The 26442-nt window shown below is 64.8% G+C and carries 25 protein-coding genes; 7 read left to right on the top strand and 18 right to left on the bottom strand.

Going from position 1 to position 26442, the window contains the following annotated elements; translation table 11 throughout:
• Positions 1-71 precede the first annotated feature (71 nt).
• From VEIS_RS00090 to VEIS_RS00115, 6 genes are read right to left on the bottom strand one after another with little or no spacing between them, the layout of a single operon-like run.
• Positions 72-1274 carry a hypothetical protein gene (locus VEIS_RS00090; RefSeq protein ID WP_011807829.1) on the bottom strand — a complete coding sequence of 401 codons (1203 nt, stop codon included), beginning with the start codon at positions 1272-1274 and terminating at the stop codon, positions 72-74.
• Between the two features lie 25 nt (positions 1275-1299).
• Positions 1300-3438, bottom strand: coding sequence for a type IV pilus secretin PilQ (gene pilQ / locus VEIS_RS00095; RefSeq protein WP_011807830.1), 2139 nt, complete (start codon positions 3436-3438; stop codon positions 1300-1302).
• Positions 3435-3977, bottom strand: a complete 543-nt coding sequence (locus VEIS_RS00100; protein WP_011807831.1) for a pilus assembly protein PilP — start codon at positions 3975-3977, stop codon at positions 3435-3437. The genes pilQ and VEIS_RS00100 overlap by 4 nt, the downstream gene beginning before the upstream one ends.
• Complete coding sequence (locus VEIS_RS00105; protein ID WP_011807832.1) at positions 3977-4648, bottom strand: type IV pilus inner membrane component PilO; 672 nt, start codon at positions 4646-4648, stop codon at positions 3977-3979. Before VEIS_RS00105 ends, VEIS_RS00100 begins: the two co-directional genes overlap by 1 nt.
• Position 4649: 1 nt before the next feature.
• Complete coding sequence (locus VEIS_RS00110; RefSeq protein WP_011807833.1) at positions 4650-5273, bottom strand: PilN domain-containing protein; 624 nt, start codon at positions 5271-5273, stop codon at positions 4650-4652.
• The gene (locus VEIS_RS00115) at positions 5270-6349 is read right to left on the bottom strand and encodes a pilus assembly protein PilM (protein WP_011807834.1); all 1080 of its coding nucleotides are present in this window, start codon (positions 6347-6349) and stop codon (positions 5270-5272) included. Before VEIS_RS00115 ends, VEIS_RS00110 begins: the two co-directional genes overlap by 4 nt.
• Positions 6350-6680: 331 nt before the next feature.
• On the opposite strand from VEIS_RS00115, the gene VEIS_RS00120 reads away from it, so the two are divergent.
• The gene (locus VEIS_RS00120; protein WP_011807835.1) at positions 6681-9080 is read left to right on the top strand and encodes a penicillin-binding protein 1A; all 2400 of its coding nucleotides are present in this window, start codon (positions 6681-6683) and stop codon (positions 9078-9080) included.
• A gap of 8 nt (positions 9081-9088) precedes the next feature.
• Here VEIS_RS00120 and cyaY read toward each other — a convergent pair whose 3' ends face one another.
• Positions 9089-9418 carry an iron donor protein CyaY gene (cyaY, locus tag VEIS_RS00125; protein WP_011807836.1) on the bottom strand — a complete coding sequence of 110 codons (330 nt, stop codon included), beginning with the start codon at positions 9416-9418 and terminating at the stop codon, positions 9089-9091.
• A 174-nt stretch (positions 9419-9592) separates the two neighbouring features.
• On the opposite strand from cyaY, the gene VEIS_RS00130 reads away from it, so the two are divergent.
• On the top strand, positions 9593-11005 hold the full coding sequence (locus VEIS_RS00130; protein ID WP_011807837.1) for an FAD-binding oxidoreductase: 1413 nt from the start codon (positions 9593-9595) through the stop codon (positions 11003-11005).
• 130 nt (positions 11006-11135) lie between these two features.
• On the opposite strand, the gene nadA is transcribed toward VEIS_RS00130, so the two are convergent.
• Positions 11136-12248, bottom strand: a complete 1113-nt coding sequence (gene nadA, locus VEIS_RS00135; RefSeq protein ID WP_011807838.1) for a quinolinate synthase NadA — start codon at positions 12246-12248, stop codon at positions 11136-11138.
• Positions 12249-12259: 11 nt separating this feature from the next.
• Positions 12260-13144: a carboxylating nicotinate-nucleotide diphosphorylase gene (gene nadC, locus VEIS_RS00140; protein ID WP_041950340.1), complete on the bottom strand. Its 885-nt coding sequence runs from the start codon at positions 13142-13144 to the stop codon at positions 12260-12262.
• A gap of 71 nt (positions 13145-13215) precedes the next feature.
• Between nadC and panB the strand changes: the two genes are divergently transcribed.
• Positions 13216-14148, top strand: coding sequence for a 3-methyl-2-oxobutanoate hydroxymethyltransferase (gene panB / locus VEIS_RS00145; protein ID WP_011807840.1), 933 nt, complete (start codon positions 13216-13218; stop codon positions 14146-14148).
• Positions 14149-14269: 121 nt separating this feature from the next.
• Positions 14270-15112: a pantoate--beta-alanine ligase gene (gene panC, locus VEIS_RS00150; RefSeq protein WP_011807841.1), complete on the top strand. Its 843-nt coding sequence runs from the start codon at positions 14270-14272 to the stop codon at positions 15110-15112.
• Positions 15113-15247: 135 nt separating this feature from the next.
• Here panC and VEIS_RS00155 read toward each other — a convergent pair whose 3' ends face one another.
• Both VEIS_RS00155 and VEIS_RS00160 read right to left on the bottom strand, forming a co-directional pair.
• Positions 15248-16303 (bottom strand): zinc-binding metallopeptidase family protein, encoded by a 1056-nt coding sequence (locus VEIS_RS00155; protein WP_011807842.1) that lies wholly within the window; start codon positions 16301-16303, stop codon positions 15248-15250.
• 41 nt (positions 16304-16344) lie between these two features.
• A complete protein-coding gene (locus tag VEIS_RS00160; protein WP_049773766.1) occupies positions 16345-17721 on the bottom strand; it encodes a sensor histidine kinase in 1377 nt (458 codons plus the stop codon).
• Positions 17722-17819: 98 nt separating this feature from the next.
• Between VEIS_RS00160 and VEIS_RS00165 the strand changes: the two genes are divergently transcribed.
• Positions 17820-18452, top strand: a complete 633-nt coding sequence (locus VEIS_RS00165) for a response regulator (RefSeq protein WP_011807844.1) — start codon at positions 17820-17822, stop codon at positions 18450-18452.
• On the opposite strand, the gene VEIS_RS27950 is transcribed toward VEIS_RS00165, so the two are convergent.
• The 7 genes from VEIS_RS27950 to VEIS_RS00190 all read right to left on the bottom strand — a co-directional run bounded on the left by VEIS_RS27950 (position 18422) and on the right by VEIS_RS00190 (position 24683).
• Positions 18422-18631: a hypothetical protein gene (locus tag VEIS_RS27950; RefSeq protein ID WP_157048331.1), complete on the bottom strand. Its 210-nt coding sequence runs from the start codon at positions 18629-18631 to the stop codon at positions 18422-18424. The genes VEIS_RS00165 and VEIS_RS27950 overlap by 31 nt on opposite strands.
• A gap of 83 nt (positions 18632-18714) precedes the next feature.
• The gene (locus tag VEIS_RS00170; protein WP_041950343.1) at positions 18715-19122 is read right to left on the bottom strand and encodes a response regulator; all 408 of its coding nucleotides are present in this window, start codon (positions 19120-19122) and stop codon (positions 18715-18717) included.
• A gap of 133 nt (positions 19123-19255) precedes the next feature.
• Positions 19256-20005 carry a HesA/MoeB/ThiF family protein gene (locus VEIS_RS00175; protein WP_011807846.1) on the bottom strand — a complete coding sequence of 250 codons (750 nt, stop codon included), beginning with the start codon at positions 20003-20005 and terminating at the stop codon, positions 19256-19258.
• A complete protein-coding gene (locus VEIS_RS25085; RefSeq protein WP_157048332.1) occupies positions 20002-20310 on the bottom strand; it encodes a hypothetical protein in 309 nt (102 codons plus the stop codon). Before VEIS_RS25085 ends, VEIS_RS00175 begins: the two co-directional genes overlap by 4 nt.
• Positions 20311-20316: 6 nt before the next feature.
• Positions 20317-21753: a S41 family peptidase gene (locus VEIS_RS00180; RefSeq protein ID WP_011807847.1), complete on the bottom strand. Its 1437-nt coding sequence runs from the start codon at positions 21751-21753 to the stop codon at positions 20317-20319.
• A 144-nt stretch (positions 21754-21897) separates the two neighbouring features.
• Positions 21898-22635: a 2,3-diphosphoglycerate-dependent phosphoglycerate mutase gene (gene gpmA / locus VEIS_RS00185; RefSeq protein ID WP_011807848.1), complete on the bottom strand. Its 738-nt coding sequence runs from the start codon at positions 22633-22635 to the stop codon at positions 21898-21900.
• A gap of 158 nt (positions 22636-22793) precedes the next feature.
• Positions 22794-24683, bottom strand: coding sequence for an IlvD/Edd family dehydratase (locus tag VEIS_RS00190; protein WP_011807849.1), 1890 nt, complete (start codon positions 24681-24683; stop codon positions 22794-22796).
• A 201-nt stretch (positions 24684-24884) separates the two neighbouring features.
• On the opposite strand from VEIS_RS00190, the gene VEIS_RS00195 reads away from it, so the two are divergent.
• Positions 24885-25883: a Bug family tripartite tricarboxylate transporter substrate binding protein gene (locus tag VEIS_RS00195; RefSeq protein WP_011807850.1), complete on the top strand. Its 999-nt coding sequence runs from the start codon at positions 24885-24887 to the stop codon at positions 25881-25883.
• 143 nt (positions 25884-26026) lie between these two features.
• Positions 26027-26434 carry a rhodanese-like domain-containing protein gene (locus VEIS_RS00200; RefSeq protein WP_011807851.1) on the top strand — a complete coding sequence of 136 codons (408 nt, stop codon included), beginning with the start codon at positions 26027-26029 and terminating at the stop codon, positions 26432-26434.
• Positions 26435-26442 lie beyond the last annotated feature (8 nt).

A 26442-nucleotide genomic window follows, 5' to 3' on the forward strand; every position in this document is an offset into this window, starting at 1 on the left:
TGGCCAATCCGGGGGGATGGGCCATTGGGATATGGGTGCTAACGTGCTGCTCCTGATGCTGGCGTCGTTGGTTACGGTGTCCTGCAGTTTTTACCAGTATCATCAGCATCATTAGTTGGTTGACCAGGACGGATAGTGTTCTTGATGGTCAGACGCACCGTCTGTTTCAGCAAATTGACATCATAGATATCGATTGGTATGGTTCTATTCTCTGGTACACAGCGACGCTTCGTTACGGTGAGTGTGTAGGGTGCCGCGTTTGTGGTATGTACCTCGATATATTCTTGGTCATCCAAACTGATCATTGCAGTATAGTTCGGTTTACCACCAGTGATCAAATATTTGATGGAAGAAGTACTATCCTCATTGATCTCATAGCTATCAGGCTCCACATCGATCACGTCGGTATTTACCGTCACCTTAGGAGCAGACTTGATAGTCTGACCTTTGCTGTCCGTAACAATAATGTTAGCGCTTCCGATAGCATGCAGATTCACGGTGATCGTCGAACCTGCAATGCTCGCCGTGGCTACGTCTTGGTTGGTGGAGACCACGGTATAGGGAGGCGTGCCGCCAGAAACGATCATCGTGCGGCTTGTCGTCCTAAGACTGCTGGTTATCTCTGTCGGGTCGACAGTCAGCGGCGGAGAGGTTTGCACACTGGCAGTGACCGTGACAGTGATGGCCGGACAAGATGCTCCGGTGGCATCGAGTACCGTGACAATGGATGTGGCGGTTGCGGTCAGGTCCTTGGCGGTGACGGTGGCGGTGGAGCCGGAAATGCTGGCAGTGACAGCGCCGGCATTCGCGTTATTTATCGTGTAGGGAGCAATCCCCCCCATGATCGTGAACTTCCGGGATTCATTGGGAACCAGACTGATCGTCACGCCAGAGCTACAGGTCATCGGTATCACCTTGGTAGCCCCCTTGATGACCACCTGCTGGACAGGCAAACTGCTGTCATAAACGGTGATCTCACCATCCCCTCCTGCGCCACGGGCACGGAACATCAAAACACCATCGTCATCCACATAGGTTTCCAGGCCCTGAACGTTGTTGAAGACACCATAAGGCATGGTCCCGCCACGCACCTCAGTGAGGTCAGACCAACCGCCTCCTGCGTAGGCGATGAGACTGCCAATGGGAGCCTTCAGTCTCAGTTTGGCAATCGGGCCGACGGGATCGCCATTATTGGCACCGCCACAGGACATCAGCAGCAAAGCGGCAAGCGAAACGGCAGAAATTGCCACCGAGGTTTTGAAGATGTTTTTCATGATGGTCTGTGTGCAGTTGGAGCAATTACCTCTTCGGACCGCTGTCCGCAATCACCTTGGGCGTGATGAATATCAGCATTTCGCGTTTCGTCGTCTCTTTAGTCTTGCTCTTGAAAAGATTGCCGACCACCGGGACATCGCCCAGGAACGGGATTTTGTTTTCCTGGCTCGTTTCTTCCATCTCGAAAATGCCGCCAATCACCACCGTTCCGCCGTTCTCGATCAGGATCTGTGTTTTGATGTGCTTGGTATCGATGGCAACACCTTGGGATGTGGTTTCACCACGGCTGTCCTTGCTCACGTCCAGATCCAGAATGATGTTGCCTTCCGGGGTGATTTGCGGAGAGACCTCGAGTTTCAGCACCGCTTTCTTGAAAGCCAGCGTGGTCGCCCCGTTGGGGGCGGTGACGGCATAGGGGTATTCCGTTCCTTGCTCGATCAATGCCTTGGTCTGATCCGCCGTGATGATGCGCGGGCTCGACACGATGCGCCCCTTGCCATCGGCCTCCATCGCCGACAGCTCCAGCGTCAGGAATTTGTTCGTCGCAGCGTTGAAGATCGAAAGCGCAAAGGAGCCGACCGTATTCACGCTCGAAAGACTGGCGGGAAGGTTGACGAAATTTCCACCGGTATCGGGAGCAGTGGATCCGTTTGCACCACTGGCCTTGACCGCATCGCTGTACGAGGTGCCATAGGCAACACGTTTGTTGCCACCGATTCCGTAGCCACCGGTTCCCTTCCGGCTCGCACTCAAATCCGTTGAACCCAGACGCACACCCAGCGAACGGCCAAACGAATCACGGGCTTCGACGATGCGCGCCTCGATCATCACCTGACGGACTGCGACATCCAGGCGCGCCAACAGTTGCCGAACCTCCTCCTGCTTGCTGGCGGTATCCGTGACGAACAACTGGTTGGTCCGGGGCTCGGCAATCGCACTCCCGCGCTCCGAGAGAAAGCGGGTGGATGAGCCGCCGGCACCACCGCTGGCATTGAGTTGGGTGAGAATATCGGAAGCCTTGGCGTAATTGAGTTGATAGGCCTGGGTTCTCAAAGGTTCGAGCCGCTGTATCGCCTGGGCCACTTCAAAATCCTTTCGGGTGCGGGCATCGATTTCGTCCTTGGGCGCCACCCACAGCACCGAGCCCGCTTTGCGCATGCCCAAGCCCCTGGCATCGAGGATGATCTGCAGGGCTTGGTCCCAAGGCACGTCCTTGAGCCGCAGGGTCAAAGACCCGGTCACGGTGTCCGAGGTCACGATATTGAAATTCGTGAAATCAGCGATCACCTGCAGCAACGACCTGACTTCGATATTCTGGAAGTTCAACGAAAGTTTCTCGCCAGAATACCCCGGGCCTTGCGTGAGCTTGCTCTGATCGATTTTCTTTTGGCGGATCTCCACCACGAATTGGTTGTCACTCTGATAGGCGCTGTGCTCCCAATCGCCGCTGGATTCGATCAGCATGCGGACGCGCTCGCCGGTTTGCGTCGTGGTCACGGTCTGCACCGGGGTGCCGAAATCGGTCACATCCAGCCGCCGGCGCAAGCCTTCGGGCAGCGATGTGCGCATGAATTCGACGGCAATGCCTTTGGCTTGCTGCTGAAGATCGACGCCGGCCTGGCTGTTGGCCAGCGTCACGATCACCCGGCCGGAACCATCGGTGCCACGGCGAAAATCGATATCCTTCAGCGGCAATATGTCGCTGTTTTGATTTTCAGCAAATGGCACCACCGGAGCGGCCGCCACCGGGGCGGCTCCGGCCACGGGAGCCAATGACAGGATGAGCGTCTTGCCCTGAACATCCACATGATAGGATGTCGGCGACTTCAGGTTCAGCACCACGCGCGAGCGCTCACTGGCTTGAACGATGTTGATGGATTTCAAATTGCCAAGATTCACCGTGTGCGCCGATTTTCCCGAGGCGTTGGTCACGCCCGGAAAATCAAGCGCAATGCGTGCCGGCGATTGTATCGTAAACCCCGTGGGCGGCGCCGTCAAAGCGTCGGTGAAGTCTATTTTCAGGATTTCGACCCCACCCTGCACGCTACCGGCAATCGCGCTGATTGCGCCTTGTGCCACCGCGGTCAGGGACAGGAACGCCAGCGTGATGCCGATGGCGGCGGGACGGCAGAAGTTCATGGACAAGCTACTGATATGTTTCATTTTTTTCCCTCTTGCAGATCGAGCGATGCCATGCGTTCTACCCAATCTCCGGCTGCATCCTGTGCTATCTCGCGCAATTGAATCGAGTTTTCGGTGATCTGGACGACTTTCCCATAGTTCTGCCCAAGATAATTGCCCACATGAACCTGATAAATCAGATTCTCAACCCGCAGCAAGGCGGTCGGAGTTCCCGTTTTGTTCAGGCTGCCAACCATGGCCATGGTGTCCAACGGAAATGCCTCCAAAGGCTCTTTGCGCCGCGCCAGCTCGGGGGCCAGCAGCGCTGCATTTTCCGCCGCATGTGTGGTGTCGCCGTCCGAGCCCCGTGTCAGTTTCAATGGATCGAACGGATCCATGACCCCGTCCTGGGTATAAAGCTCTGGAATGAACTTTTTCGGCTCGCTCAAAGGTGTGACACCGGCGCGGGTGTTGGCGCGCTGCTCGATGATCCATTGGCGCAATTCATCCTCGCCGCCGGGAGAACAAGCCGTCAGCACCACCGGCAGCGTCAGCAGCAGCGGAATGCGAAAATCCTTCATCACTTTGCCCCTCCCGCCTTCTTTTGCGCCTGGACTTCTTCGGGATCCAGATATCTGAAGGTGCGCGCCGTTGCGTCCAGCGTCAGCATATTGGCTCCGCGCGCTCCGGTCGGCGCGATGGCGATGTTGTTCAGCGTCACGATGCGGGAAAGATGCGCTATGTCGGCGGCGAACGCGCCAATATCATGGTACTTGCCGGAGACCCGGATGGCTATGGGCAATTCGGCATAGTAATTCTTTGCCACCACCTGGCCTGGTTTGAAGAGTTCAAACTGCAGGCTCCTGCCCAGGCCGGCCTGATTGATGTCGGAGAGCAATGCGGCCATTTCAGCCTTGCTGGGCAGTTGTTTTTCCAACTGGATGACGTATTGCTGGATCTGTTCCCTTTGCTTTTTCAGGACATCCAGATTCACGGCCTTGACGAGCTTCTGGCGATACCCGTCACGCAATGCGGTTTCCTTGCTGCGTGCCTCCTCCAGTTCCGTCTCGTAGTCCTTCAAGAAGATGAACCATGAGGCCACGGCAACGGCCGCCATCACGGCCAGGTAAAGAAATATCTTGGGGACGGTGGGCCACAGGGATGGGTCTTTGTTGTCCAGATTTTTGAATTGCCCCAGAATGACCGCCATCCGTTCGGCCAAATCGATCGAATTTTGTTTTTTGCTCGCCATCTCACTTTCCTCCAGGCGCAGCAGCGTTGGCAGCAGCTATCGTTTTTTCGGCATCGCTGGCCCGAACCAGTTGGAACCTGAGGTTGAATGAAGACGCCGGGCGCGGGTTGCGCTGGTTCTGGACCGCAGCGAAATTGCTGCCCGCGACGATTTCGGCCAACTCGGGCTTGGTCAACCAAGGGGTGTTGTCGGCGAGATTGCGCAGCAGTTCGGAAACCTGCTCATTCGAATAAGTCACGCCCTGCATCGTGATGGTCTGCTCCGCTTGTCTGATGCCGGTGATGAACATTCCGTCCGGCAATTGTTTGACCAGTTCGGCCAGCAAATGGACTGGCAAGTTTCTGTCCGACTGAAGATCTTCCACCGCCTTTTGTCTGGCACGCAGCGCAGATATCTCGTCTTCGATGGAGGCGATTTCCTTGATCTGTCCTTCCAGAACCTGGGTTTCCTTCTGGAGGAAGGCATTCCTGTCCAGTTGATCCGTGATCAGCATCTGGAACCCCCAGTAAATGGCGCCGGCGATCGCCAGGCCGAGAAGAGCCGACGCAAGCGTGGCGGCCTGAAAGGCCTCTTTGCGGCGTTTACGGGCTTCCTCCCGGTGGGGTAGCAAGTTGATCAGGATCACTGCAGGAACCTCCGCATCGCCAGACCGCAAGAGGTCAAATAGGTGGGCGCTTCACGCGCCATTTTTTGCATTCGGACGGCATTTCCGATCTCCATGCCGTCAAACGGGTTGACTGTGTTGCAAACGAAACCGGTGTGTTGGGTCACTGCTTCGGTCAGTCCGGGCAAGGGTGCCGATCCCCCTGCCAGCAGGATGTGGTCTACGCGGTTGTGCGGGGTGCTGGTAAAAAAGAACTGCAACGCCCGGCCAATTTCTTGCGCCATGCTGTCGACGAACAGGTGCAGCACGGCCGATTGATAATCTTCGGGCAGTTCTCCGCTGCGCTTCTTGCTTTCGGCTTCTTCCATCGAGAAACCGTACTGGCGCATGATCAGTTGCGTCAGTTGCGCGCCGCCGAAGGCCTGATCCCGGTCATAAAGGGCTTCATCGTTGCTCAGGACCTGCATGCTGGTGGTCAAGGCGCCGATCTCGAAAAGCGCCACTACGGCATCGACACCCTGGTTGGGCAGGGCTTGTATCAATCGCCCGGCGGCCATGCGCGCGGCATGGGATTCGATGTCGATGACGACGGCCTTCAGGCCCGCCGCCTCGGCCAGCCCTTGCCGGTCCTGGACTTTTTCACGCCGCGAAGCCGCAATCAGCACCTCGACATCGTCAGCCGCCGTCTTACTCGGCCCGACTACGCAAAAGTCCAGACTCACTTCATCCAGCGAGAACGGGATGTACTGGTTGGCTTCGGATTCGACCTGGATCTCCAGCTCTTGCTCGGTCATCCCCCCGGGCAGGGTGATCCTTTTGGTGATCACGGCGGAAGGCGGCAGTGCCAGGGCGACGTTTTTCGTCTTCGCTCCGCTCTTTTTGATGAGCCGGCGCAGCGCATCGGCGACCTCGTCGAATTTTTCGACGTTGCCATCGGTGATCCAGCCACGTTCGAGCAACTCGATGGCGCAACGCTCCAGGACCAGACTGCCCGCTTTGTCGCGCCCCAACTCCACCAGTTTGACGCTGGAGGAACTGATGTCGATTCCCAGCAGCGGAGCAGACTGGCGACCGAACAAGGACCCCATTGAGATCAAGATTGCTCCCCTGTATGTGTAACTTGCGGATAGCCCGATGTGGGGCGGAAAGGGCTGATACCAATCGCCCAAACGTGTAACCAAACCTCACGCTTCACATGAATGCTATCAGCAAGAGGGTTCTATCGTAAAGACTTTTTCCGTTGTCCGGTCTGCCGAGCGTTGCAAAAAGCAAACGAAATTTTTCTACACTTGCAACACTGCTGGACCGGTGTGGCGCGCCTCTCGGCGGCGGTGCTCGGCGGCGGCGCTGCGCGCAGGATGCGGCCTGCCCCGGCAAGCCCGGGCAGGTGTTTTTTATAATGCGCGACCCCCAGCCCGCCGGAGCAACATGCCGCAGCCCCCCCCAGCGAAGTCCTCCGCCAAGTCGGACACCCCCCCCGTTCGTGCCCGGCCGACCTGGTCGCGCCAGGTCCTGCGCATCAGCGGGTGGCTGCTCGGATTGACCGCCGCCGCTGTCGCAGGGCTGGCGTTGACGATCGCCGTGGCGCTGTCGGCGGCCTACCCCAATCTGCCGGACATATCGGAGCTTGCGGACTACCGTCCCAAGCTGCCTTTGCGGGTGTACTCGGCGGAAGGGGCGTTGCTGGGCGAATTCGGGGAAGAGCGGCGCAATCTGACGCCCATCGCCGAGATCCCGAAGGTCATGAAGGACGCCGTCCTGGCGGTCGAAGACGCGCGGTTTTTTCAGCACGGCGGCATCGACTACAAAGGTGTGCTGCGTGCCGGTCTGGCCAATGTCGGACGCCTGGGGAGCCAGGGCGCTTCGACGATCACGATGCAGGTGGCGCGCAATGTTTATTTGTCGTCGGAGAAAACGTTCACACGCAAGATTTATGAAGTATTACTGACTTTGAAGTTGGAAAATTTGCTGACCAAGGATCAGATTCTTGAGATCTACATGAATCAGATTTACCTGGGCAATCGCGCCTATGGTTTTGCTGCGGCCTCCGAAGCCTATTTCGGCACGCCGCTGAAGTCCTTGTCGATTGCGCAAGCGGCCATGCTTGCGGGCTTGCCCAAGGCGCCCTCGGCCTACAACCCGATCAGCAACCCCAAGCGGGCCCGCGTGCGCCAGCAGTACATCATCGAGCGCATGCGGGAAAACGGCTTCATCACGCCGCAGCAAGCGACCGAGGCCAAGCAGGAGGACCTCAAGATTCGCACAGGCCCGGACAACACCCGGATACATGCCGAGTATGTGGCCGAAATGGTGCGGCAACTGATCTTCATCCAGTATGGCAACGAGGCCTACACACGCGGGCTCAATGTCTACACCAGCCTCAATGCCGTGCAGCAAGAGACCGCTTACAACGCCTTGCGCCGCGGGATCATGGATTACGAACGGCGCCAGCAGTATCGCGGGCCGGAGCGGTTTGTCGCGCTGCCGGCCGCGCAGCAGGAGATGGAGGACGCGATTGACGACGCCTTGGCCAACCATCCCGACAACGGGGATCTGCTCGCTGCCGTGGTGCTGGCGGCCGCTCCGAACAAGATCGTTGCCGCGCGTGCCACTGGCGACCAGATCGAGATCACCGGCGACGGCCTGAAGCCGGCGCAGTCGGGGCTGAGCGACAAGGCGCCGCCGAACATCAGGATCCGCCCTGGCGCCGTGATACGGGTGCTCAAGACGCCCAAAAACACCTGGGAAATCACGCAATTGCCGGAGGTGGAAGGCGCCCTGGTGGCGCTCGATCCGCGCAACGGCTCGATTCGGGCCTTGGTCGGGGGCTTCGACTTCAATAAAAACAAATTCAACCATGCGACGCAAGCCTGGCGCCAGCCAGGATCGAGCTTCAAGCCGTTCATCTACTCGGCAGCCCTGGAGAAGGGGTTTACGCCCGCCACGGTCATCAACGACGCGCCTTTGTTCTTTGGCGCGGGCGTCACCGGCGGCCAGCCCTGGGAGCCGAAAAACTACGACGGCAAATACGACGGGCCGATGAGCATGCGCACCGGGCTGGCCAAGTCCAAGAACATGGTCTCGATCCGCATCCTGCAGGCCATAGGCCCGAAGACGGCGCAAGATTGGGTGGGGCGCTTTGGCTTCGATGTCGAGAAACACCCGGCTTACCTGCCGATGGCGTTGGGGACGGGTTCCGTGACGCCGCTGCAACTGGCCTCGGCCTATTGCGTGTTTGCCAACGGCGGCTATCGCGTCAACCCCTGGTTGATCACCAAGGTCACGGACCACAAAGGGCGGGTGATTTCCGAACCCCCGCCTCCGGTCAGCGGCGAGCAGTCCCGCGCCATCGCTGCGCGCAACGCCTTTGTCATGGACAGCCTGCTGCAGGAGGTGACCCGCTCCGGGACCGCCGCCAAGGCCCAGGCCACCCTCAAGCGCCCGGACATCTACGGCAAGACCGGCACCACCAACGACTCGGTCGATGCCTGGTTTGCCGGCTTCCAACCCACCATTGCGGCGGTCACATGGATTGGCTACGACACCCCGCGCAATCTGGGCAGCCGCGAGACGGGCGGCGGGCTCAGCCTGCCGATATGGATCAGTTTCATGGAGCGCGCGCTCAGGGGCGTCCCGGTGCAGGAGCCCGACGTGCCGGCAGGGGTCGTGAATGTGGGCGGGGAATGGTTCTATGAGGAATACGCCCACAACGCGGGCGTTGCCAGCGTCGGGCTGGAGGCGGGGGGCGTTGCCGCACCCGCCGCAGTGCCCCAGGCGCCGCCGCCATCGGAGGAGCGCAACCGGATTCTCGACCTGTTTCGCCACTGAGCGGCGTTTTACGCCGCAAACTGCAACGGTCGCCCGGATTGCACGGTGGCATCGCGGCCCAGGCAGGCAAAGAACTCCCCTGCCCCCTTGCTGTCCTGCCACGCATGGCCGTCAAACCGGTAGTGGTAGCCGCCCGAGCGCGCGGCCATCCAGACCTCGTGCAGCGGTTTTTGCAGATTGATGACGATCTGGCTGCGATTGGGGAAAACCAGGGTCAGCATGCCGCCCGAGCGCTGGCTGTCCAGGTCGGCATCCGTGGTTTCGTTGATGCGATCGCAACTGCGCTCGACGGCCAGCAGCAGTTTTTCAGCGTGGTCCATGAATTCGAGGTCGGTCATGACAGGTTCTGGTCGCAAAGTGAGGCAAATTATGCAGTCGGCCCCCGGTCACCGGCAATGCCGGGGCACAAACCCGCAAAGACCGTCCGGCCAAGCAGCCAGGGCCACCGCGCGCCAAGGCTGCATAGAATCGAGACCCCGCGCCGACGCATCGCCACCCCAGGAGCCAAGACCATGAACGCAGCCCATCTGTTGCCTGAAATTCATCTGCGTGTCGTGCCCCCGGCGCTGATCGCCGCGCTGCAAACCCGCTTTGGCGCCCAGTGCACGGTGGCGCAGGCGGTGCGCGAGCAGCATGGCCGGGACGAGAGTTCGTTCCGGGCGCCGCCGCCGTCGGCCGTGGTGTTTGCCGACAGCACGCAGGATGTGGCCGATGCCGTGCAGTTGGCCAGCCAGTACGCCGTGCCGGTGATTGCCTACGGCGCAGGCTCGTCGCTCGAAGGCCAGTTGCTGGCCGTGCAGGGCGGCATCAGCATCGACCTGAGCCGCATGAACCAGGTGCTGAGCATCGATGCCGAAGACCTGACCGTGACGGTGCAACCCGGCATCACCCGCAAGCAGCTCAATGAGGCCATCAAGGACACGGGCCTGTTTTTCCCCATCGACCCCGGCGCCGATGCCAGCATCGGCGGCATGAGCGCCACGCGCGCCAGCGGCACCAACGCCGTGCGCTACGGCACCATGCGCGAGAACGTGCTGGCGCTCGAAGTGGTCACCGCCAGCGGCCAGGTCATCCGCACCGGCACCCGCGCCAAAAAGAGCAGCGCAGGCTATGACCTGACGCGCCTGATGGTGGGCAGCGAAGGCACGCTGGGCATCATGACCGAGATCACCGTGCGCCTGTACCCTCTGCCCGAGGCCGTGAGCGCAGCGGTCTGCTCGTTCCCGAGCATCGAGGCCGCCGTGCGCACCACCATACAGACCATACAGCTCGGTGTGCCCATCGCCCGCATCGAGCTGATAGACCGCCACGCGGTGCGCATGGTCAACGCGCACAGCAAGCTCCAACTGCGCGAAGAGCCGATGCTGCTGATGGAATTCCACGGCACGCCATCGGGCGTGAAGGAGCAGACCGAGACCGTGCAGGAGATCGCCGGCGAATTCGGCGGCCAGGCTTTCGAATGGGCCAGCACGCCGGAAGAGCGCAGCCGGCTGTGGGCGGCGCGGCACAACGCCTACTTCGCCGCCGTGCAAAGCCGCCCCGGCTGCCGCGCCATCAGCACCGATACCTGTGTGCCCATCAGCCGCCTGGCCGACTGCCTGCTCGAATCGGTGGCCGAAGCCGAGGCCAGCGGCATCCCCTACAGCCTGGTGGGCCATGTGGGCGACGGCAACTTCCACTTCGGCTACCTGCTCGACCCCGACAACCCCGAAGAGCGCATTACCGCCGAAACGCTGAACCACAATCTGGTGGCCCGCGCCCTGAGCCTGGACGGCACCTGCTCCGGCGAGCATGGCGTGGGCCTGCACAAGATGGGGTTTTTGCTCGATGAAACCGGCGCCGGCGCGGTGGACATGATGCGCGCGATCAAGCGGGCGCTGGACCCGAAGAACATCCTCAATCCGGGGAAGATCTTTGCCTTCTGATTCCGTTTCCAAATCGTTCGTGAACGCGAAAGCAGAGCGCAGACAGCACGAATGCGCGGCAAGCGACGCCGACGAAGTGCACGGATGATTCAGAGGATGATTCAGAAATGGAATGACAGGCCGCAGCCGTTCAGGCCGCCCCCAGGTGCGGCACCAGACCGGCAGCGGCTTGCCCGTTGCGCAGCGCCGCAGTGAAGGCCAGCATGCGGTCGATGGGCTGGCGCGCACGCGGCAGCAGTGCCGGGTCGACGCTGATGGCATTGGCGCCGGTTGCCAGCACGCGGGCCAGGTCGGCCAGGCCATTCATGGCCATCCAGGGGCAGTGGGCGCAGCTTTTGCAGGTGGCACTGTCGCCCGCCGTCGGGGCTTCGTGGAAGATCTTGCCGGGGTTTTGCGCGCGCAACTGGTGCAACATGCCGCTGTCGGTGGCCACGATGAATTCTTTGGCCGCCATCTGGCGCGCGGCTTTGAGGATGGCCGAGGTCGAGCCAATGGCATCGGCCAGCGCCTGCACATCGGCCGGGCTTTCGGGATGGACCAGCACCTTGGCCTGGGGGTGTTGCTGTTTCAGGGCCTGGAGCTCGAACGCCTTGAACTCGTCGTGCACGATGCAGGCGCCGTTCCAGAGCAGCATGTCGGCGCCGGTCTCGCGCTGTATGTAGGCGCCCAGGTGGCGGTCGGGCGCCCACAGGATTTTCTGGCCCGCCGCCGCCAGCGCAGCCACGATCTCCAGCGCGCAACTGGAGGTGACCAGCCAGTCGGCCCGCGCCTTCACGGCGGCGCTGGTGTTGGCGTAGACGACCACGGTGCGCTCGGGGTGCGCATCGCAAAAGGCGCTGAATGCGGCCGGCGGGCAGCCCAGGTCGAGCGAGCAGTGGGCGTCCAGATCGGGCATCAGGATGGTTTTTCCGGGGCTGAGGATCTTGGCCGTTTCGCCCATGAAGCGCACGCCCGACACCACCAGCGTCCGGGCGGCATGGTCGCGGCCGAAGCGCGCCATTTCCAGCGAATCGCCCACCAATCCGCCGGTCTCCTCGGCCAGGTCCTGCAGGTCGGGATGCACGTAGTAGTGCGCCACCATCACGGCGTCGTTTTGCCGCAGCAGGCGGCGGATTTGCTGCCTGAGCGCGGCGCGCTCGGCCGGCGCCGGTTCGGGCGGCACGTGCGCCCAGGCTTGTCTGGTCGAGCAGGCGCCGCCAGCGGCCAGCGGCTGCTCGTATTCGACGGCGATGCGCCCGGGCATGGCGGGTTCGGTCATGACAGATCCTGCAGACGCATCGACAAGTCGATGGCCTGCACATCCTTGGTCAGCGTGCCGATGGAGATGCGGTCGACGCCGGTTTCGGCCAGTTCGCGCAGGCCGGCCAGGGTGACGCCGCCCGAGATTTCCAGGATTGCGCGCCCGGCGTTGCGGCGCACGGCCTCGCGCAGCATGGGCAGCGGCATGTTGTCGAGCAGCACCATCCTGGCGCCCGCGTCCAGGGCCTGGCCCAACTGCTCCAGCGTTTCGACTTCGATCTGTATGAACCGGGCCTGCGCAGCAAGATCGAGCTGGCCGACCGCGCGCAGCACGGCCGTCACGCCACCGGCGGCGGCAATGTGGTTTTCCTTGATCAGCACGGCGTCGTACAGGCCGATGCGGTGGTTGCTGCCGCCGCCCACGCGCACTGCGTATTTTTGCGCCAGGCGCAGGCCCGGCAAGGTCTTGCGCGTGTCCACGATCCGGGCGCCGGTGCCTGCCACCGCGTCCACATGGATGCGCGTTCGGGTGGCCACGGCGCTGAGCAGTTGCAAAAAGTTCAGCACCGTGCGCTCGGCGCTGAGCAGCGCGCGCGCCTGGCCTTCCAGCGTCAGCACCACCTGCCCGGGCGCGCAGCGCTGGCCTTCGGCCACATGCCAGTCGAGCAGCACGCCGGGGTCGAGCGCGCGCAACGTGGCCTCGGCCCAGGGCGCGCCGCAGATCACGGCGGCCTCGCGCGCCAGGATGCGGGCGCGGGCGCGGCGGGCGGGATCGATCAGGCCCGCCGTGAGATCGCCCGTGCCCAGGTCTTCTGCCAGCGCGCGGGCTGCGTCGGCGCGGGCCATGTCGGCCACGCTGCGGTCTTGGGAGTCGGGGGTCGAAGCGGGGGTCGAAGTCATGGCTGCGAGCATAGCCGCAAGCCGTGCCGGCCTCGCATAAACTGGTGCCCATTTTTCTCCCCGGACGCCGCATGACCGCCACCCGCACGCCGCCCTCTGCCATGCCCGCCTCTGCCGCGCCTTGTGCCGCACCCTACGGCACACCGTCGCCCGCAGCGCCCGAAGGCGCTCATACCGCAGCCGCAGGCAGAGGCGCTCCAGTGAGCCTGCCGCGCCTTGCGCAACTGCGCGCAGCGGGCGAGAAGATCACCATGCTGACGGCCTACGATGCCACGTTTGCGGCGCTGGCCGATGCGGCGGGTGTGGAATGCATTCTGGTCGGCGACTCGCTGGGCATGGTGTGCCAGGGCTTGCCCAGCACCGTGGGCGTGCAGCTCGACACCATGGCCTACCACAGCGCCTGCGTGGCCCGGGGCCTGCACCGGGTGCAGGGCAGCGCCTGGCTGGTGGCCGATCTGCCCTACGGCAGCTACGCCGAAAGCCGCGAACAGGCCCTGCGCAGCGCCTGCGTGCTGATGCAGGCGGGCGCGCAGATGGTCAAGCTCGAAGGCGGCGGCTGGACGGCGCCCACGGTGGAGTTCCTGGTGCAGCGTGGCGTGCCGGTGTGCGCCCATCTGGGCCTGACGCCGCAGTCGGTGCACGCCCTGGGCGGCTACCGTGTGCAGGGCAAAACGGACGCCGGCGCCCGCACGCTGCGCCAGCAGGCCCGCGAGTTGCAAGACGCCGGCGCCGCCCTGCTGGTGCTGGAGATGGTGCCCGCCGCGCTGGCGCGCGACATCACGGACGCGCTGCCGCACTGCCACACCATCGGTATCGGCGCGGGCAACGGCACGGCGGGCCAGGTGCTGGTGCTGCACGACATGCTGGGCATGAACCTGGGCAAAATGCCCAGGTTCGTCCACAACTTCATGCAGGACGCAGGCAGCGTGCACGGCGCCATCGCGGCCTATGTGCAGGCGGTCAAGCAGGGGCGCTTTCCGGACGACGCCTTGCACGCCTGGTAGGCCCGGCCGGCACGGCGTTGCCCTCGCGTTCCTGTCGCTCCCGTCGCCCCCGCAGTATTTGCTGCCCTTGCCGCCCGTTGCTCCCATTGCCGCCCATAGCCTGACCCCTGATGGAATTGCCATGCTGATCGCCCGCTCCATTGCCGACCTGCGCCAGGCCCTCGCGCCCTACCGCCACCCGGCCTTCGTGCCCACCATGGGCAATCTGCATGACGGGCATATCGCCCTGATGCGCCTGGCCAAGCCGCTCGGCGACGTGACGGTGGCCAGCATCTTCGTGAACCGCCTGCAGTTCTTGCCGCACGAGGATTTCGACAGCTACCCGCGCACCTGGGAGGCCGACTGCGCGCAACTGCAGGCCGTGGGCTGCGACCTGCTGTTTGCCCCGCGCGAGGCCGACCTGTACCCGCAGCCGCAAACCTTCAAACTGCACCCCGACCCGGCGCTGGCGGATCGGCTGGAAGGGCAGTTTCGCCCCGGCTTCTTCGTCGGCGTAGGCACCGTGGTGCTCAAGCTCTTTGCCTGCGTGCTGGGCAAGACGGGGGGCACGGCGGTGTTTGGCAAGAAGGATTACCAGCAGCTCATGGTGATCCGCCAGATGGTCCAGCAGTTGGCACTGCCGATCGAGATCGTGGCGGGTGAAACCTGCCGTGCTGCGGACGGCCTGGCGCTGAGCTCGCGCAACGGCTTTTTGAGCCTGGCCGAGCGCCAAGAGGCCGTCGCCCTGCCGCTGGCGTTGCAGCAACTGGCCCGGCGCTGGCGCGAGGCCCGCAACCCGGGCCCGGCGCTGGAGCAGCAGGCCCTGGACGCGCTGCGCGCCCGCGGCTGGCAGCCCGACTACCTGACGGTGTGCCGGCGCGCCGATCTGCAACCGGCCACGGCGCAGGATGCGCCCGGCACGCTGGTGGCATTGGGCGCCGCGCGGCTCGCAACGACGCGGCTGATCGACAACCTGGAGTTTTGAATGGCTGCCCAATCGATCGCTACAGATGCAGATGCAGATGCAGATGAAACCTGCACCCGTGGCATCGTTTGCTGCCAAAGGACGGCACAGGGCAGCGGCTTTGCCGGGCCGCAGGCAGCCCAAGGGCGCGGCACTTCATGCCTGCACCAGATCGTGCACGAAGCGCAGCTTGGCCATGGCGCCGGATGACAGCGCAAACGGGTAGGCGTCGCTCTGCCCCAGGCTGCGGTTCAGGCTGTTGAGCAGCAGCGTGAGCGGAACCCACTGGCGCACCATGTCCTGAAAAGCCGGGCGCGGGCTGGCAAAGGGGTCCGTCACATGGTGGCGCAGCGCGGCCCGGGGGGCGGGCACGGTGACGCTGGCCTGGTAGCTGGCAGCCGTCTCCAGCAGGTCGATCATGTGCAGGTAATGGGCCCAGGTTTCGGCCCAGTCTTCCCACGGGTGGGCCGTGGCATAGGCGCTGACATGCTGCGCCGACCAGTCGCCCAGGTCATGGCCCTTGGCATAGTGGGCCTGCAGCGCGGCCGCGTAGTCCTGCCGCTCGTCGCCGAACAGGCTGCGAAAGGGCGCGCTGCGGTCGCCATCGCGCACCAGTTGGTCCCAGTAGAAATGGCCGGACTCGTGGCGCAGGTGGCCGATCAAGGTGCGGTAAGGCTCGCCCAGGGCGATGCGGCGGCGCGCGCGCTCGCCGTCATCGGCCTCGGCCACGTTCAGGGTGATGGTTCCGCCATGGTGGCCGGTCAGGATCGCCGGGTCGCCCGGCAGGTCGGCGAGGAACTCGAACACCGGGCCGCAGCGCCCCGGCACCGGCTCCAGCCCCAGGCGCGCCAAGGTGTAGAACAGTTGGCGCTTGGCCGCTTCGATCTGCTGCCAGCGGCCCAGATGGGCCGGCTGCGACAGGTCCGGCAGCACGCGGGTCTGGCGGCATGAGGCGCACAGCGCCACCGCGTCGCTGGCCGGCACGGCGAAGTTGCAGGCTTGGTACGCGCTGTGGTTGTGGCACATGCGGTACATGGCGCCGCCATGCTCGCCCATGCGGCGCCACAGCAGCGGGCCATCCCGGGGCGCTGGCGCCAGCGCCGCCATGGCCAGCGCGTCCGGCAGGAAGGCCAGCGCGCTGCCGCAGTGCAGGCAGCGCACGCTATCGAAGAAAACCAGATGACCGCAATGGTCGCAATTGAAGACCCGCATGGTGTGGAGCTTAAACCCGATGGCGCGCAGTGCCGATCGCGTCACGCCGGCTGCCGCGCGCGCAGCGGCAGTATCGCCGACAGCAAGGTGCCGCCGCCGGGGCGCGAAGTGATCGACAGGCGCCCGCCGGCCGCCTCCACGCGATGCCTCATGCCTGCCAGGCCGTGCGAGGTCGGGGGCAGGGCAGCCGGGTCAAACCCCTGGCCGTCGTCGCGCACCTGCACCGCCACATGGCCGGGATGGGCGTGCACCGACACCAGCACCTGCTGCGCCTTGGCGTATTTGCCGATATTGGTCAGGGCCTCCTGCACCATGCGGTACACCGTCAGTTGCACGGCTTCGGGCAGTTGCACGGACTCCAGGCTGGTCTCGACCTCGATGCCCGCGTGCCCGGCAAACTCGCGCGTCAGAATTTCCAGCGCCGCCGTCAGACCCAGGTTGGACAGCGACGAAGGGCGCAGGTCTTCGATGATGCGGCGCTTGAGCGCGATGCCGCTGTTGAGCGTCTGCGTCAGGTGCGCCAGGCGCTCGGCAATGTCCGGCGCCGCGGCATCGAGCTTGGATTTCAGGCGCGCCACATCGAGCTTGGCCGCCGTCAGCAAGGCCCCGAGTTCGTCGTGCAACTCGCGCGCCAGATGCCCCCGCTCCTGCTCGCGCACCTGCTGCAAGTGGTTGGCCAGCTCTGACAGCGTGGCCGTGCGCTCGCGCACCAGGCCCTCGAGCCGGTCGCGCTCGCGTTCGAGCATTTCCTGCTCGCGCTGGCCCACCTGCTGCACGGCCCGGGTCTGGCGCAGGTACATGTAAAAGGCGCACAGGCCGATGAGGGTGACCGTGGCAATGCCGATGCGCGATAGCATCAGGGACTGCCCGATCTGCCGCTGGCCATGCTGCACGCGCTGGTCGCTGCGCTCGCTCAAAACCTGGGCATGGCGGCGGATGGCCTGCATGTGCTCCTGGCCGACATCGGTGTTCAGGATGAACTTCCAGGCATCTTCATTGCCCTGGCGGCGCAGGCGCAGGCTCAGATCCATCTCTGCGAGCTTGCGCACCACCCGCCGCGACAGCAGCGCAAGCTCCTGCGCGTCCTCGGGAAAACCCGAGAGCTGGCTGCGCAGCCGGTCCAGATGGGTCTGCACGGTGGCGACGGCCCGGTCGTAAGGCTCCAGGTAGGTCTCGGCGCCGGTCAGCAGATAGCCGCGCTGACCGGTCTCTGCATCCAGCATGCTTTGCAGCAAGCTGTTGACATCGCTGCGGGTGCTCTGGCCCAGGGACATTTGCTGCACCGCGTCCTGCGAGCGCATATGCCCGGTCTCGTTGATGCCCACGAGCACCGCCGCCGCCAACAGCGCCATCGGCAAACTCAGGGCCATCTTGCGCACCTTGGGCAACCAGCGCCGGGTGCCTTCCTGGAGATTCATGGGTTTTATTTCCGGATAATCACCGCGCATGGTGTGCCCCCACGGCGCCGGCGCTGCCGGCTTGGGGGCTGCACCCGTTGCAACTGAAAGAAAGATCGATGATCAGGATCGGCATTGTGGATGACCATGCGATTGTGCGCTCCGGGTTGCGCCAGTTCTTGTCCGAGCAGGTGGACCTGCGGGTGCAAGGGGAGGCGGCCAATGGCCGGCAAGCCATAGACCTGGTGCGCAACCAGGAAATCGACGTGCTGCTGATGGACTTGTCGATGCCCGGTCAGAGCGGGCTCGATGCGCTGGCGATGCTGCGCGCCAAGGCGCCGGACATGGGCATTTTGATCCTGAGCGGCTACCCCGAGGAGCACTATGCGATCAACCTGATCCGCCAGGGCGCCAGCGGCTACCTGAACAAGGAATGCGAGCCTGCGCAGATCGTGCAGGCCATCCGCACCATCGCGCTGGGCCGCCGCTACCTGACCCCGGTGGTGGCCGAACTGCTGGCCCGACAACTGGGCAGCAAGGACGAGCGGCCAGCCCATCAGCAATTGTCCGAGCGCGAGTTTCAGGTGTTTCTCAAGCTGGCCCGGGGCGCCACCACGGGCGACATCGCCGAGGCGCTGTCGCTGAGCGTCAAGACCGTGAGCACTTACCGCACGCGGCTGATGGAAAAAATGGGGCTGTCATCCAATAGCGACCTGACCTACTACGCGCTCAAGAACCGGCTGATCGATTGACTGGGGCGGGCACACCCTAGTGTCGCGTCACCGATCATCTGTCGGTCTGCGCTGGCCATCGAAGCGCATCGCGGCGTTGCAGCGCTTGCCAATACGCTCGGTATTGGCTGCGCGATGCGCCTTGCGCTGCGCTCCGATGGCTGCGCGCAGCCTACGACATCTGATCGGTGACACGACACTAGGACACCCGCATCGCCTGCGGCTCCCGGCCCTGAAGGGGACGCCGCCGCCAGCGAACCGGCAGGGGCGGCGGCATCCGGCATCACGGCAGGACCGGCCCCGTGCCGGGGTCTGCGCTGCGGCTGCCGTGCAGAACGCAGTAGGCCACCAGCGCATCGATTTCGTTGGATTTGTCGAACACCGCATCCCCGCCCAACTGCGTGCACCGCATGCGCACGTCAGGGGTGGCGTAGTTGCTCAACACCACGATCTTCTGCCCGGGGCGGCGTGCGCGGCAGGCGGCCAGCACACCCAGACCATTGCCCTGGCGCAGGAAGAGATCGACGATGGCCAGATCCCACTGGCCAGCGTGCGTCGTGAGCCACTCCTTGCCGGCGTCTTCGGTTTCTGCAACGCCGACGGCCTGCACCGACGCCAACTCCTCCAGGGTGCCGATCAGGTTCTCCCGGATGGTCGCATTGTCTTCAACGAAGTAGGTACGCAGTTTCACGGACGGCTCCAGTGTTGCGAGCAGCGCGCGCGCCTGCGCTGCTCGGGTCTGCAAAACGGTCGGGCATGGAGCGGCCCCGATCGTGCCAGCGGCCGGCAGCGCACCGCACCGTAGCAGCGTACCGCAGCACGCCCTACCGGGGCGCGCACACGGTGCAGCCGGGGCTGCGCTGCACGCGGATGCAGTTCCAGCGCATCGAGCGCCCGTCGAGCATCCAGAGCCGGCCGGCCAGCGATTGCCCGATGCCGGCCAGCAGCTTGAGCGCTTCGGCGGCCTGCAGCGCGCCCACCACCCCGACCAGCGGCGCAAACACGCCCATCGTGGCGCAGCGCGCCTCCTCGAAATCGGCATCGGGCGCAAAGATGCAGGCGTAGCAGGGGGACTGCGCATCGCGCGGGTCGAGCACCGTCAGTTGCCCGTCGAACCGGAGCACCGCCCCCGCCACCAGCGGCTTGGCCTGGCGCACACAGGCCGCGTTGATGGCATGGCGCGTGGCGTAGTTGTCGCTGCAATCGAGCACTACGGTGGCCTTTTGCACCAGGCCATCGAGGGTGGCGGCGTCCACCCGGGCTTGCAGCCCCGTCACCCGCACCTGCGGATTGAGCGCCGCCAGCGCCGCCGCCGCCGACTCCACCTTCGGGCGCCCGACCCGCGCCGTGGTGTGGGCGATCTGGCGCTGCAAGTTGGTCAGATCCACCACATCGTCGTCGACCAGCGTGATGTGGCCGACCCCGGCCCCGGCCAGGTAGAGCGCCGCAGGCGAGCCCAGGCCCCCGACACCGATGATCAGCGCGTGCGCGGCCAGAACCCGCTCCTGGCCCTCGATGCCCATTTCATCGAGCAGGATATGGCGGGAATAGCGCAGAAGCTGGTCGTCGGTCATCGATGCGAAGCCCCCCCGGGCCGGCTGCAGCGCCTTCCCCCGAAGGGGACGGCGCCAGCGGCCTGGCAAAACTGGTTCTGCAGCGTCCCTCGTGTCGCGTCACGGATCAGATGTCGTAGGCTGCGCGCAGCCATCGGAGCGCAGCGCAAGGCGCATCGCGCAGCCAATACCGAGCGTATTGGCAAGCGATGCAACGCCGCGATGCGCTTCGATGGCCAGCGCAGACCGACAGATGATCGGTGACGCGACACTAGCGCGGGCCGCGCCCGTTTCGCGCAGCGCAGCACCATGCAGGCCCAGGCCATGCACGCTCAATTGTCTTTCTTTTCTTCCTTGCGCTCCGTCAGCGTTTTGCTGACCAGCACCGCATGGCCCTTGAGTTGATTGAGCGCTTGCTGCAACTGGAAGTCCTTGTCGGAGCCAAACTCCGGCGCCCGGCGGTCGGCGACGGGCTTTTTGGCCTCGTCCTCCAGGCGCAGGCGGGCTTCTTCGCGGGCTTTTTCACGGGCCTCGTCCTTCTTTTCTTCGCCCTGGCCGCTGCCCAGGTGCTTGTCCAGGTCGGCCTCGCGCACGCGCAGCGCGGCAAACAGGTTGCCCTCTTGCGACTCGTCGACCATCACGTCAGGCACGATGCCCTTGGCCTGTATCGATTTGCCGCTGGGGGTGTAGTAGCGCGCCGTGGTCAGTTTGATGCCGGTGTCCGGGCCCAGCGGGCGCACGGTCTGCACCGAGCCCTTGCCGAAGGTCTGGCTGCCCATGATGGTCGCGCGCTGGTGGTCTTGCAGCGCGCCGGCAACGATCTCGCTGGCCGAAGCCGAGCCTTCGTTGACCAGCACCACCAGCGGCACCGATTTGAGCGCCGCAGGCAGGCGCCGCAGCGGATCGCCACTGCCACGGCGCTGGTAGTAGTCGGGCGCGGCCTTGAAGATGGCCTTGCTGTCGGCCAACTGGCCGTTGGTGGAAACCACCGTGACGTTCTCGGGCAGGAACGCGGCCGAAATCGCCACCGCCGCATCCAGCAAGCCCCCCGGGTCATTGCGCAGATCGAGCACCAGACCCTTGAGCTGGGGCTCTTGCCGGTAGATCTCTTCGACCTTGCGCACGAAGTCATCGACCGTGCGTTCTTGGAACTGCGACAGGCGAATCCAGGCATAGCCCGGCTCCAGCAGCCGGCCCTTGACGGACTGGGTCTTGATCTCTTCGCGCGTGATGACGACGGGGAAGGTACGGTTTTCGTCCCTGCGGAAGACGGTCAGCGTGACCTTGGTGCCAGGCTCGCCCCGCATGCGCTTGACCGCTTCGTTGAGCGTCAGGCCCTTGACGGCGGTGTCGTCGATCCTGGTGATCAGGTCGTTGGTCTTGAGACCGGCGCGAAATGCCGGCGAGCCTTCGATGGGCGAGACGATCTTGATCAGCCCATCGTCCTGCGTGATCTCGATGCCCACACCGACGAAGCGGCCGGAGGTGCCTTCGCGAAATTCCTTGAAGGACTTCTTGTCGAAATACTGGGAATGCGGGTCGAGGCTGGCCACCATGCCGGCGATGGCGTCGGTGATCAGTTTCTTGTCATCCACCGGCTCTACGTAGTCGGTCTTGACCAGGCCAAACACCGCAGACAACTGCTGAATCTCCTCCAGCGGCAGCGGCGCCATGGCACCGCGCGCCAGCGTTTGCAGTGACACCGTGGTCAGCGCACCGGCCACCACGCCCACCGCCACCCATCCTGCAATCCTGAGTCTGTGGCCCATACGAACACCTTTGACGCTGCGAAAAACCAGACATATCCTGAAAACCTGAAAAAACCCCGAACCCGCTACGGCTTGGCGCAAAGCCTTGACTTTGGCAGTGAAACCGGCGGTCCTGCCCGATTCCTGGCCGGGCTTTACAGTCTTTTACGCTTGGCCCTGCGCCGCTACCGCCGCCGCTGCCTGCGCCGCCGCATCGGCATCGCCCAGATAGTAGTGGCGGATCGGGCTGAGGTTGGCGTCGAGCTCGTATACCAGTGGAATGGCGTTGGGAATGTTCAGCCCGACGATGTCGGCCTCGGCGATGCGGTCGAGATACTTCACCAGGGCGCGGATCGAATTGCCGTGGGCCACCAGCACCACGCGCTTGCCCGAAACGATGGCCGGCGCGATGACCTGCGTCCAGAACGGCAGCACACGGGCCACGGTGTCTTTCAGGCATTCGGTCAGCGGCACGGCCGGCACACCGGCGTAGCGGCGATCGTTGCGCTCGCAACGGGGGTCCGAGACCGCAAGCGCCGGCGGCGGGGTGTCATAACTGCGGCGCCACAGCAGCACCTGATCGGCGCCGTATTGCCGGGCCATGTCGGCCTTGTTCAGGCCCTGCAGCGCGCCGTAGTGGCGCTCGTTGAGGCGCCAGTCCCCGACCACCGGCAGCCAACTGCAATCCATCTCGTCCAGCACATGCCACAGCGTATGGATGGCGCGCTGCAACACACTGGTGCACGCCAGATCGAACATGTAGCCCTCGGCCTTGAGCAGCCGCCCCGCCGACAGGGCCTGGGACACGCCGGTGGGCGTCAGGGGGACATCGGTCCAGCCGGTGAAGCGGTTTTCGAGGTTCCAGGTGGATTCGCCGTGGCGGATCAGGACGAGTTGGTGCATGGCTTTCCCGGGAAGGCAGGGCGAAGCCGGGCATTCTAAAGAATGCGCCAAGCCACCAAGCCCCCTCAGGCCCAAGCCCAGGCCCAGGCCCGCGCCCGCGACGCGGGCCTGCCGTGCGGCGCGGCCCCGGCGCCCGTTTGCCAACGGCGGCCCGCCACTCAGGGCGCCGTCGGCGGTATTGCAGACGGCGGGTCGGCGCTGGTCCGTGCCGCCCGCAGCCCGGCCTCAGGCATGGCGCCGGGCAGGCTCGGCGGGGCGGGCGGGCACGCAGCGTCGTGCCATGCACCGGATGCAGGCAGCCTCGCGCGTGTCACCGGCGCGCGCAGGAAGTCGAAGTCGACGCCCTGGTCGGCCTGCGTCACGGACTGCAAGAACAGCTTGCGATAGCCCCGGTCGGCCCGGGGCGCGACGACCGGGTGTGCGCTCGCGCGCCGGGCCAGTTCCTGGTCGTCCACCAGCAGCGTCAATGCGCGCTCGCGCACCGACAGGCGAATGCGGTCGCCATTGCGCACATGGGCCAGCGGGCCGCCCACCGCCGCTTCGGGCGTCACATGCAGCACGATGGTGCCGAAAGCCGTGCCGCTCATGCGGCCGTCCGAGATGCGCACGATGTCCTTGACCCCGGCGCGGGCCAGTTTGCGCGGAATCGGGATGTAGCCGGCCTCGGGCATGCCCGGCGCGCCCTTGGGGCCGATGTTCTTGAGCACCAGAATGTCCGCCTGCGTCACGTCGAGCCCATCGCTGTCGATGCGGCGCGCCAGATCCTCGGCATTCTCGAACACCACCGCCCGCCCCTCATGCTCCATCAGCGCGGCGTCGGCCGTCGATTGCTTGATGATGGCCCCGCCGGGCGCCAGATTGCCCTGCAGCACCGCGATGCCGCCTTGCGGATAGATTGGGCGCTCCAGCGGCCGAACCACCTGCTGCGCGAAGCCCGGCCCGGCCCGCTCGATCTCCTCGCCCAAGGTGCGCCCGGTCACGGTCAGCGCGTCCAGATGCAGCAAGGGCTTGAGCTCGCGCAGCAGCGTTGCCATGCCGCCGGCATGGTGGAAGTCCTCCATGTAATGCGCGCCCGAAGGTTTCAGGTCCAGCAGCACCGGCGTCTGCCGGCCCATGCGGTCGAATGCATCGAGGTCGATGTCATAGCCCATGCGGCCCGCGATCGCGGTCAGGTGCACGATGGCGTTGGTCGATCCGCCAATCGCCAGCAACACCCGCATCGCGTTCTCGAACGCCCGGGCAGTGAGCACCTTATCGATCGTCAGCCCGCTGCGCGCCATCGCGACCGCCTGCGCGCCGGTCTGCTCGGCCACGCGGATACGGTCGGCCGTCACGGCCGGCGGCGACGCGCCGCCGGGCACCGTCATGCCCAGCGCCTCGGCGATGCAGGCCATGGTGCTGGCGGTGCCCATCACCGAGCAGGTGCCGACGCTGGCGACCAATTGCCGGTTCACGTCGGCGATCTCCTGCGCATCGATCTCCCCGGCGCGAAACCGGGCCCAGTAGCGCCGGCAATCCGTGCAGGCCCCCACGCGCTGCGAACGGTGCGCGCCGGTCAGCATGGCCCCCGTGATCAGCGCAATCGCCGGGATGCCCGCCGATGCCGCGCCCATCAACTGCGCCGGCACGGTCTTGTCGCAACCGCCGATCAGCACCACCGCATCCATGGGCTGGGCGCGGATCATCTCTTCCGTGTCCATGGACATCAGGTTGCGCGTGTACATGCTCGTAGGCTGCGAGAAGCTCTCGTGCACCGAGATCGTCGGGAAATCCATCGGCAGGCCACCGGCCAGCAGCACGCCGCGCTTGACGGCCTCGATGAGCTGCGGCGCATTGCCATGGCACGGGTTGTAGGCGCTGGCCGTGTTGGCGATGCCGATGATCGGACGCCCCAGCGCCGCGTCGGTATAGCCCGCCCCCTTGATGAAGGCCCGGCGCAAAAACAGCGAAAAGCCCCGATCGCCGTAGTCGGGCAGCCCCTTGGCAATGCCGTGCGCGGCTTCATCCGGCGCGGTGGCGTGCTGCGGTGATGGATGGGTGTCGGTCATGAAGGAGGCAAGAAAAAAAAATGTTGCGGCAAGGAATGGATGCGCCCGCAGGGCCGCAAGCCTGGATGGCCTGGATGGCGTCGATGGCCCGGGTGGCAGCACCGACATTCTGGATGACTAAACTTCCCGTCGCAGCAGGCAACACCCGCACAGAGATGTCTGCCCCGCATTCCTGTCACATATCCTTCAAGGGGGGTCTCCATGGCGGCAAGCCTTCTTCGGTCGCGCTGGTGCCAGACTGTGGCCTCAGCGCTGGCCCTGGCCACGGCGTTCTGGGCCACCGCCACGCAGGCGCAGGACTACCCGCAGCGGCCCGTGAAACTGCTCGTCCCCTACCCGCCCGGCGGCGCGACCGATGTGATCGGGCGTGTGCTGGCGCAGCAGTTGACGCTGGAACTGGGCCAGCCGGTCGTGGTGGAGAACCGCCCGGGCGCTGCGGGCAACCTGGGCGCCAGCGCCGTGGCGAAAGAGCCGCCGGACGGGCAGACCCTGCTGATGGGCGCGCTGACCAGCCACGCCATCAACAGCGTGCTGTTCACGGCCAAGGCGCCGTTCCATCTGGAGCAGGACTTCGAGCCCATCGCACTGGTGGGGCGGGTGCCGCTGGTCATCACCGTGGGGCCGACGGTCAAGTCCGCGAATCTGGCGCAGTTCATCGCGCTGGCCCAGTCCAGGCCGGGGACGTTGGCCTACGCCTCTGCGGGCAACGGCTCGCCGCAGCATCTGGCGGCCGAACTGCTGCAACGGCAGGCCGGGGTGAAACTGCTGCATGTGCCTTACAAAGGCAGCGGCCCGGCCTTGAACGACCTGATGGGCGGGCAGGTGGATGTGATCATCGACACGCTGCCGGCCACGCAGGCGTTCATCAAAGGCCAGAGGCTGCGCGCGCTGGCGGTCACGACCGCGCAGCGGGTGGCGGCATTGCCCGAGGTGCCGACGGCGGCGCAGGCCGGCCTGCAAGACTTCGAGCTTGGCTCCATCTTTGGCGTGCTGGCGCCGGCGGGAACGCCCAGGCCGATCGTCGAGCGGCTCAGTGCCGCGCTCGGCGCCATTTTGTCCCGGCCGGCGGTCAGGGACTCGCTGAGCACGCAGGGCGCGATGCCGGCGTTCATGACACCCGAGCAGACGCGGGCCGCCATCCGCAGCGAGGTAGCGCGCTGGAGCAAGCTCGTCGCGCAAAGCGCGATCACGCTGGAGTGACATACACCAGATGGACACACATGGCGCCCCCGCCTGCCCGCCTTCGGCGCAGCCGGGCAAGGCCATGGTGCGGCGGCTGTGATGCGGCGATCGGCCTGTCCCTAAAATCACGCCATCGGCCAACCCAAGCCCAAGGACCCTTCGTGAAATTCATCATTGACAACTGGTATCTGTTCCTCGTTGCACTGGCTTCGGGCGGCATGTTGCTGTGGCCGCTCATCAAGAACGCCAGGGACGGCGCGCTGACGCCCGCCAGGGTCGTGCAGATGATCAACCGCGAAAAAGCCGTGGTCATCGATGTCTGCGAGACCGAGGAGTTTGCCGCCGGCCATGTGGTTGGCGCCAGGAACCTGCCCCTGGGCCAGATCGAAGAGCGCCTGCCCGGCGTCGTCAAGAACAAGGCGCTGCCCGTGGTTCTGGTGTGCGCCACCGGCGCCCGCGCCCGGCGTGCGGTGACCATGGCCAGGAAGCTCGGCTATGACAACGCCCAGGCCATGGCCGGCGGCCTCGCTGCCTGGCGGGCAGCCAGCCTGCCGGTGGAAAAAACCTGAGCCACGAA

This window comes from Verminephrobacter eiseniae EF01-2 (assembly GCF_000015565.1).
Classification (GTDB): Bacteria; Pseudomonadota; Gammaproteobacteria; order Burkholderiales; family Burkholderiaceae_C; genus Acidovorax; species Acidovorax eiseniae.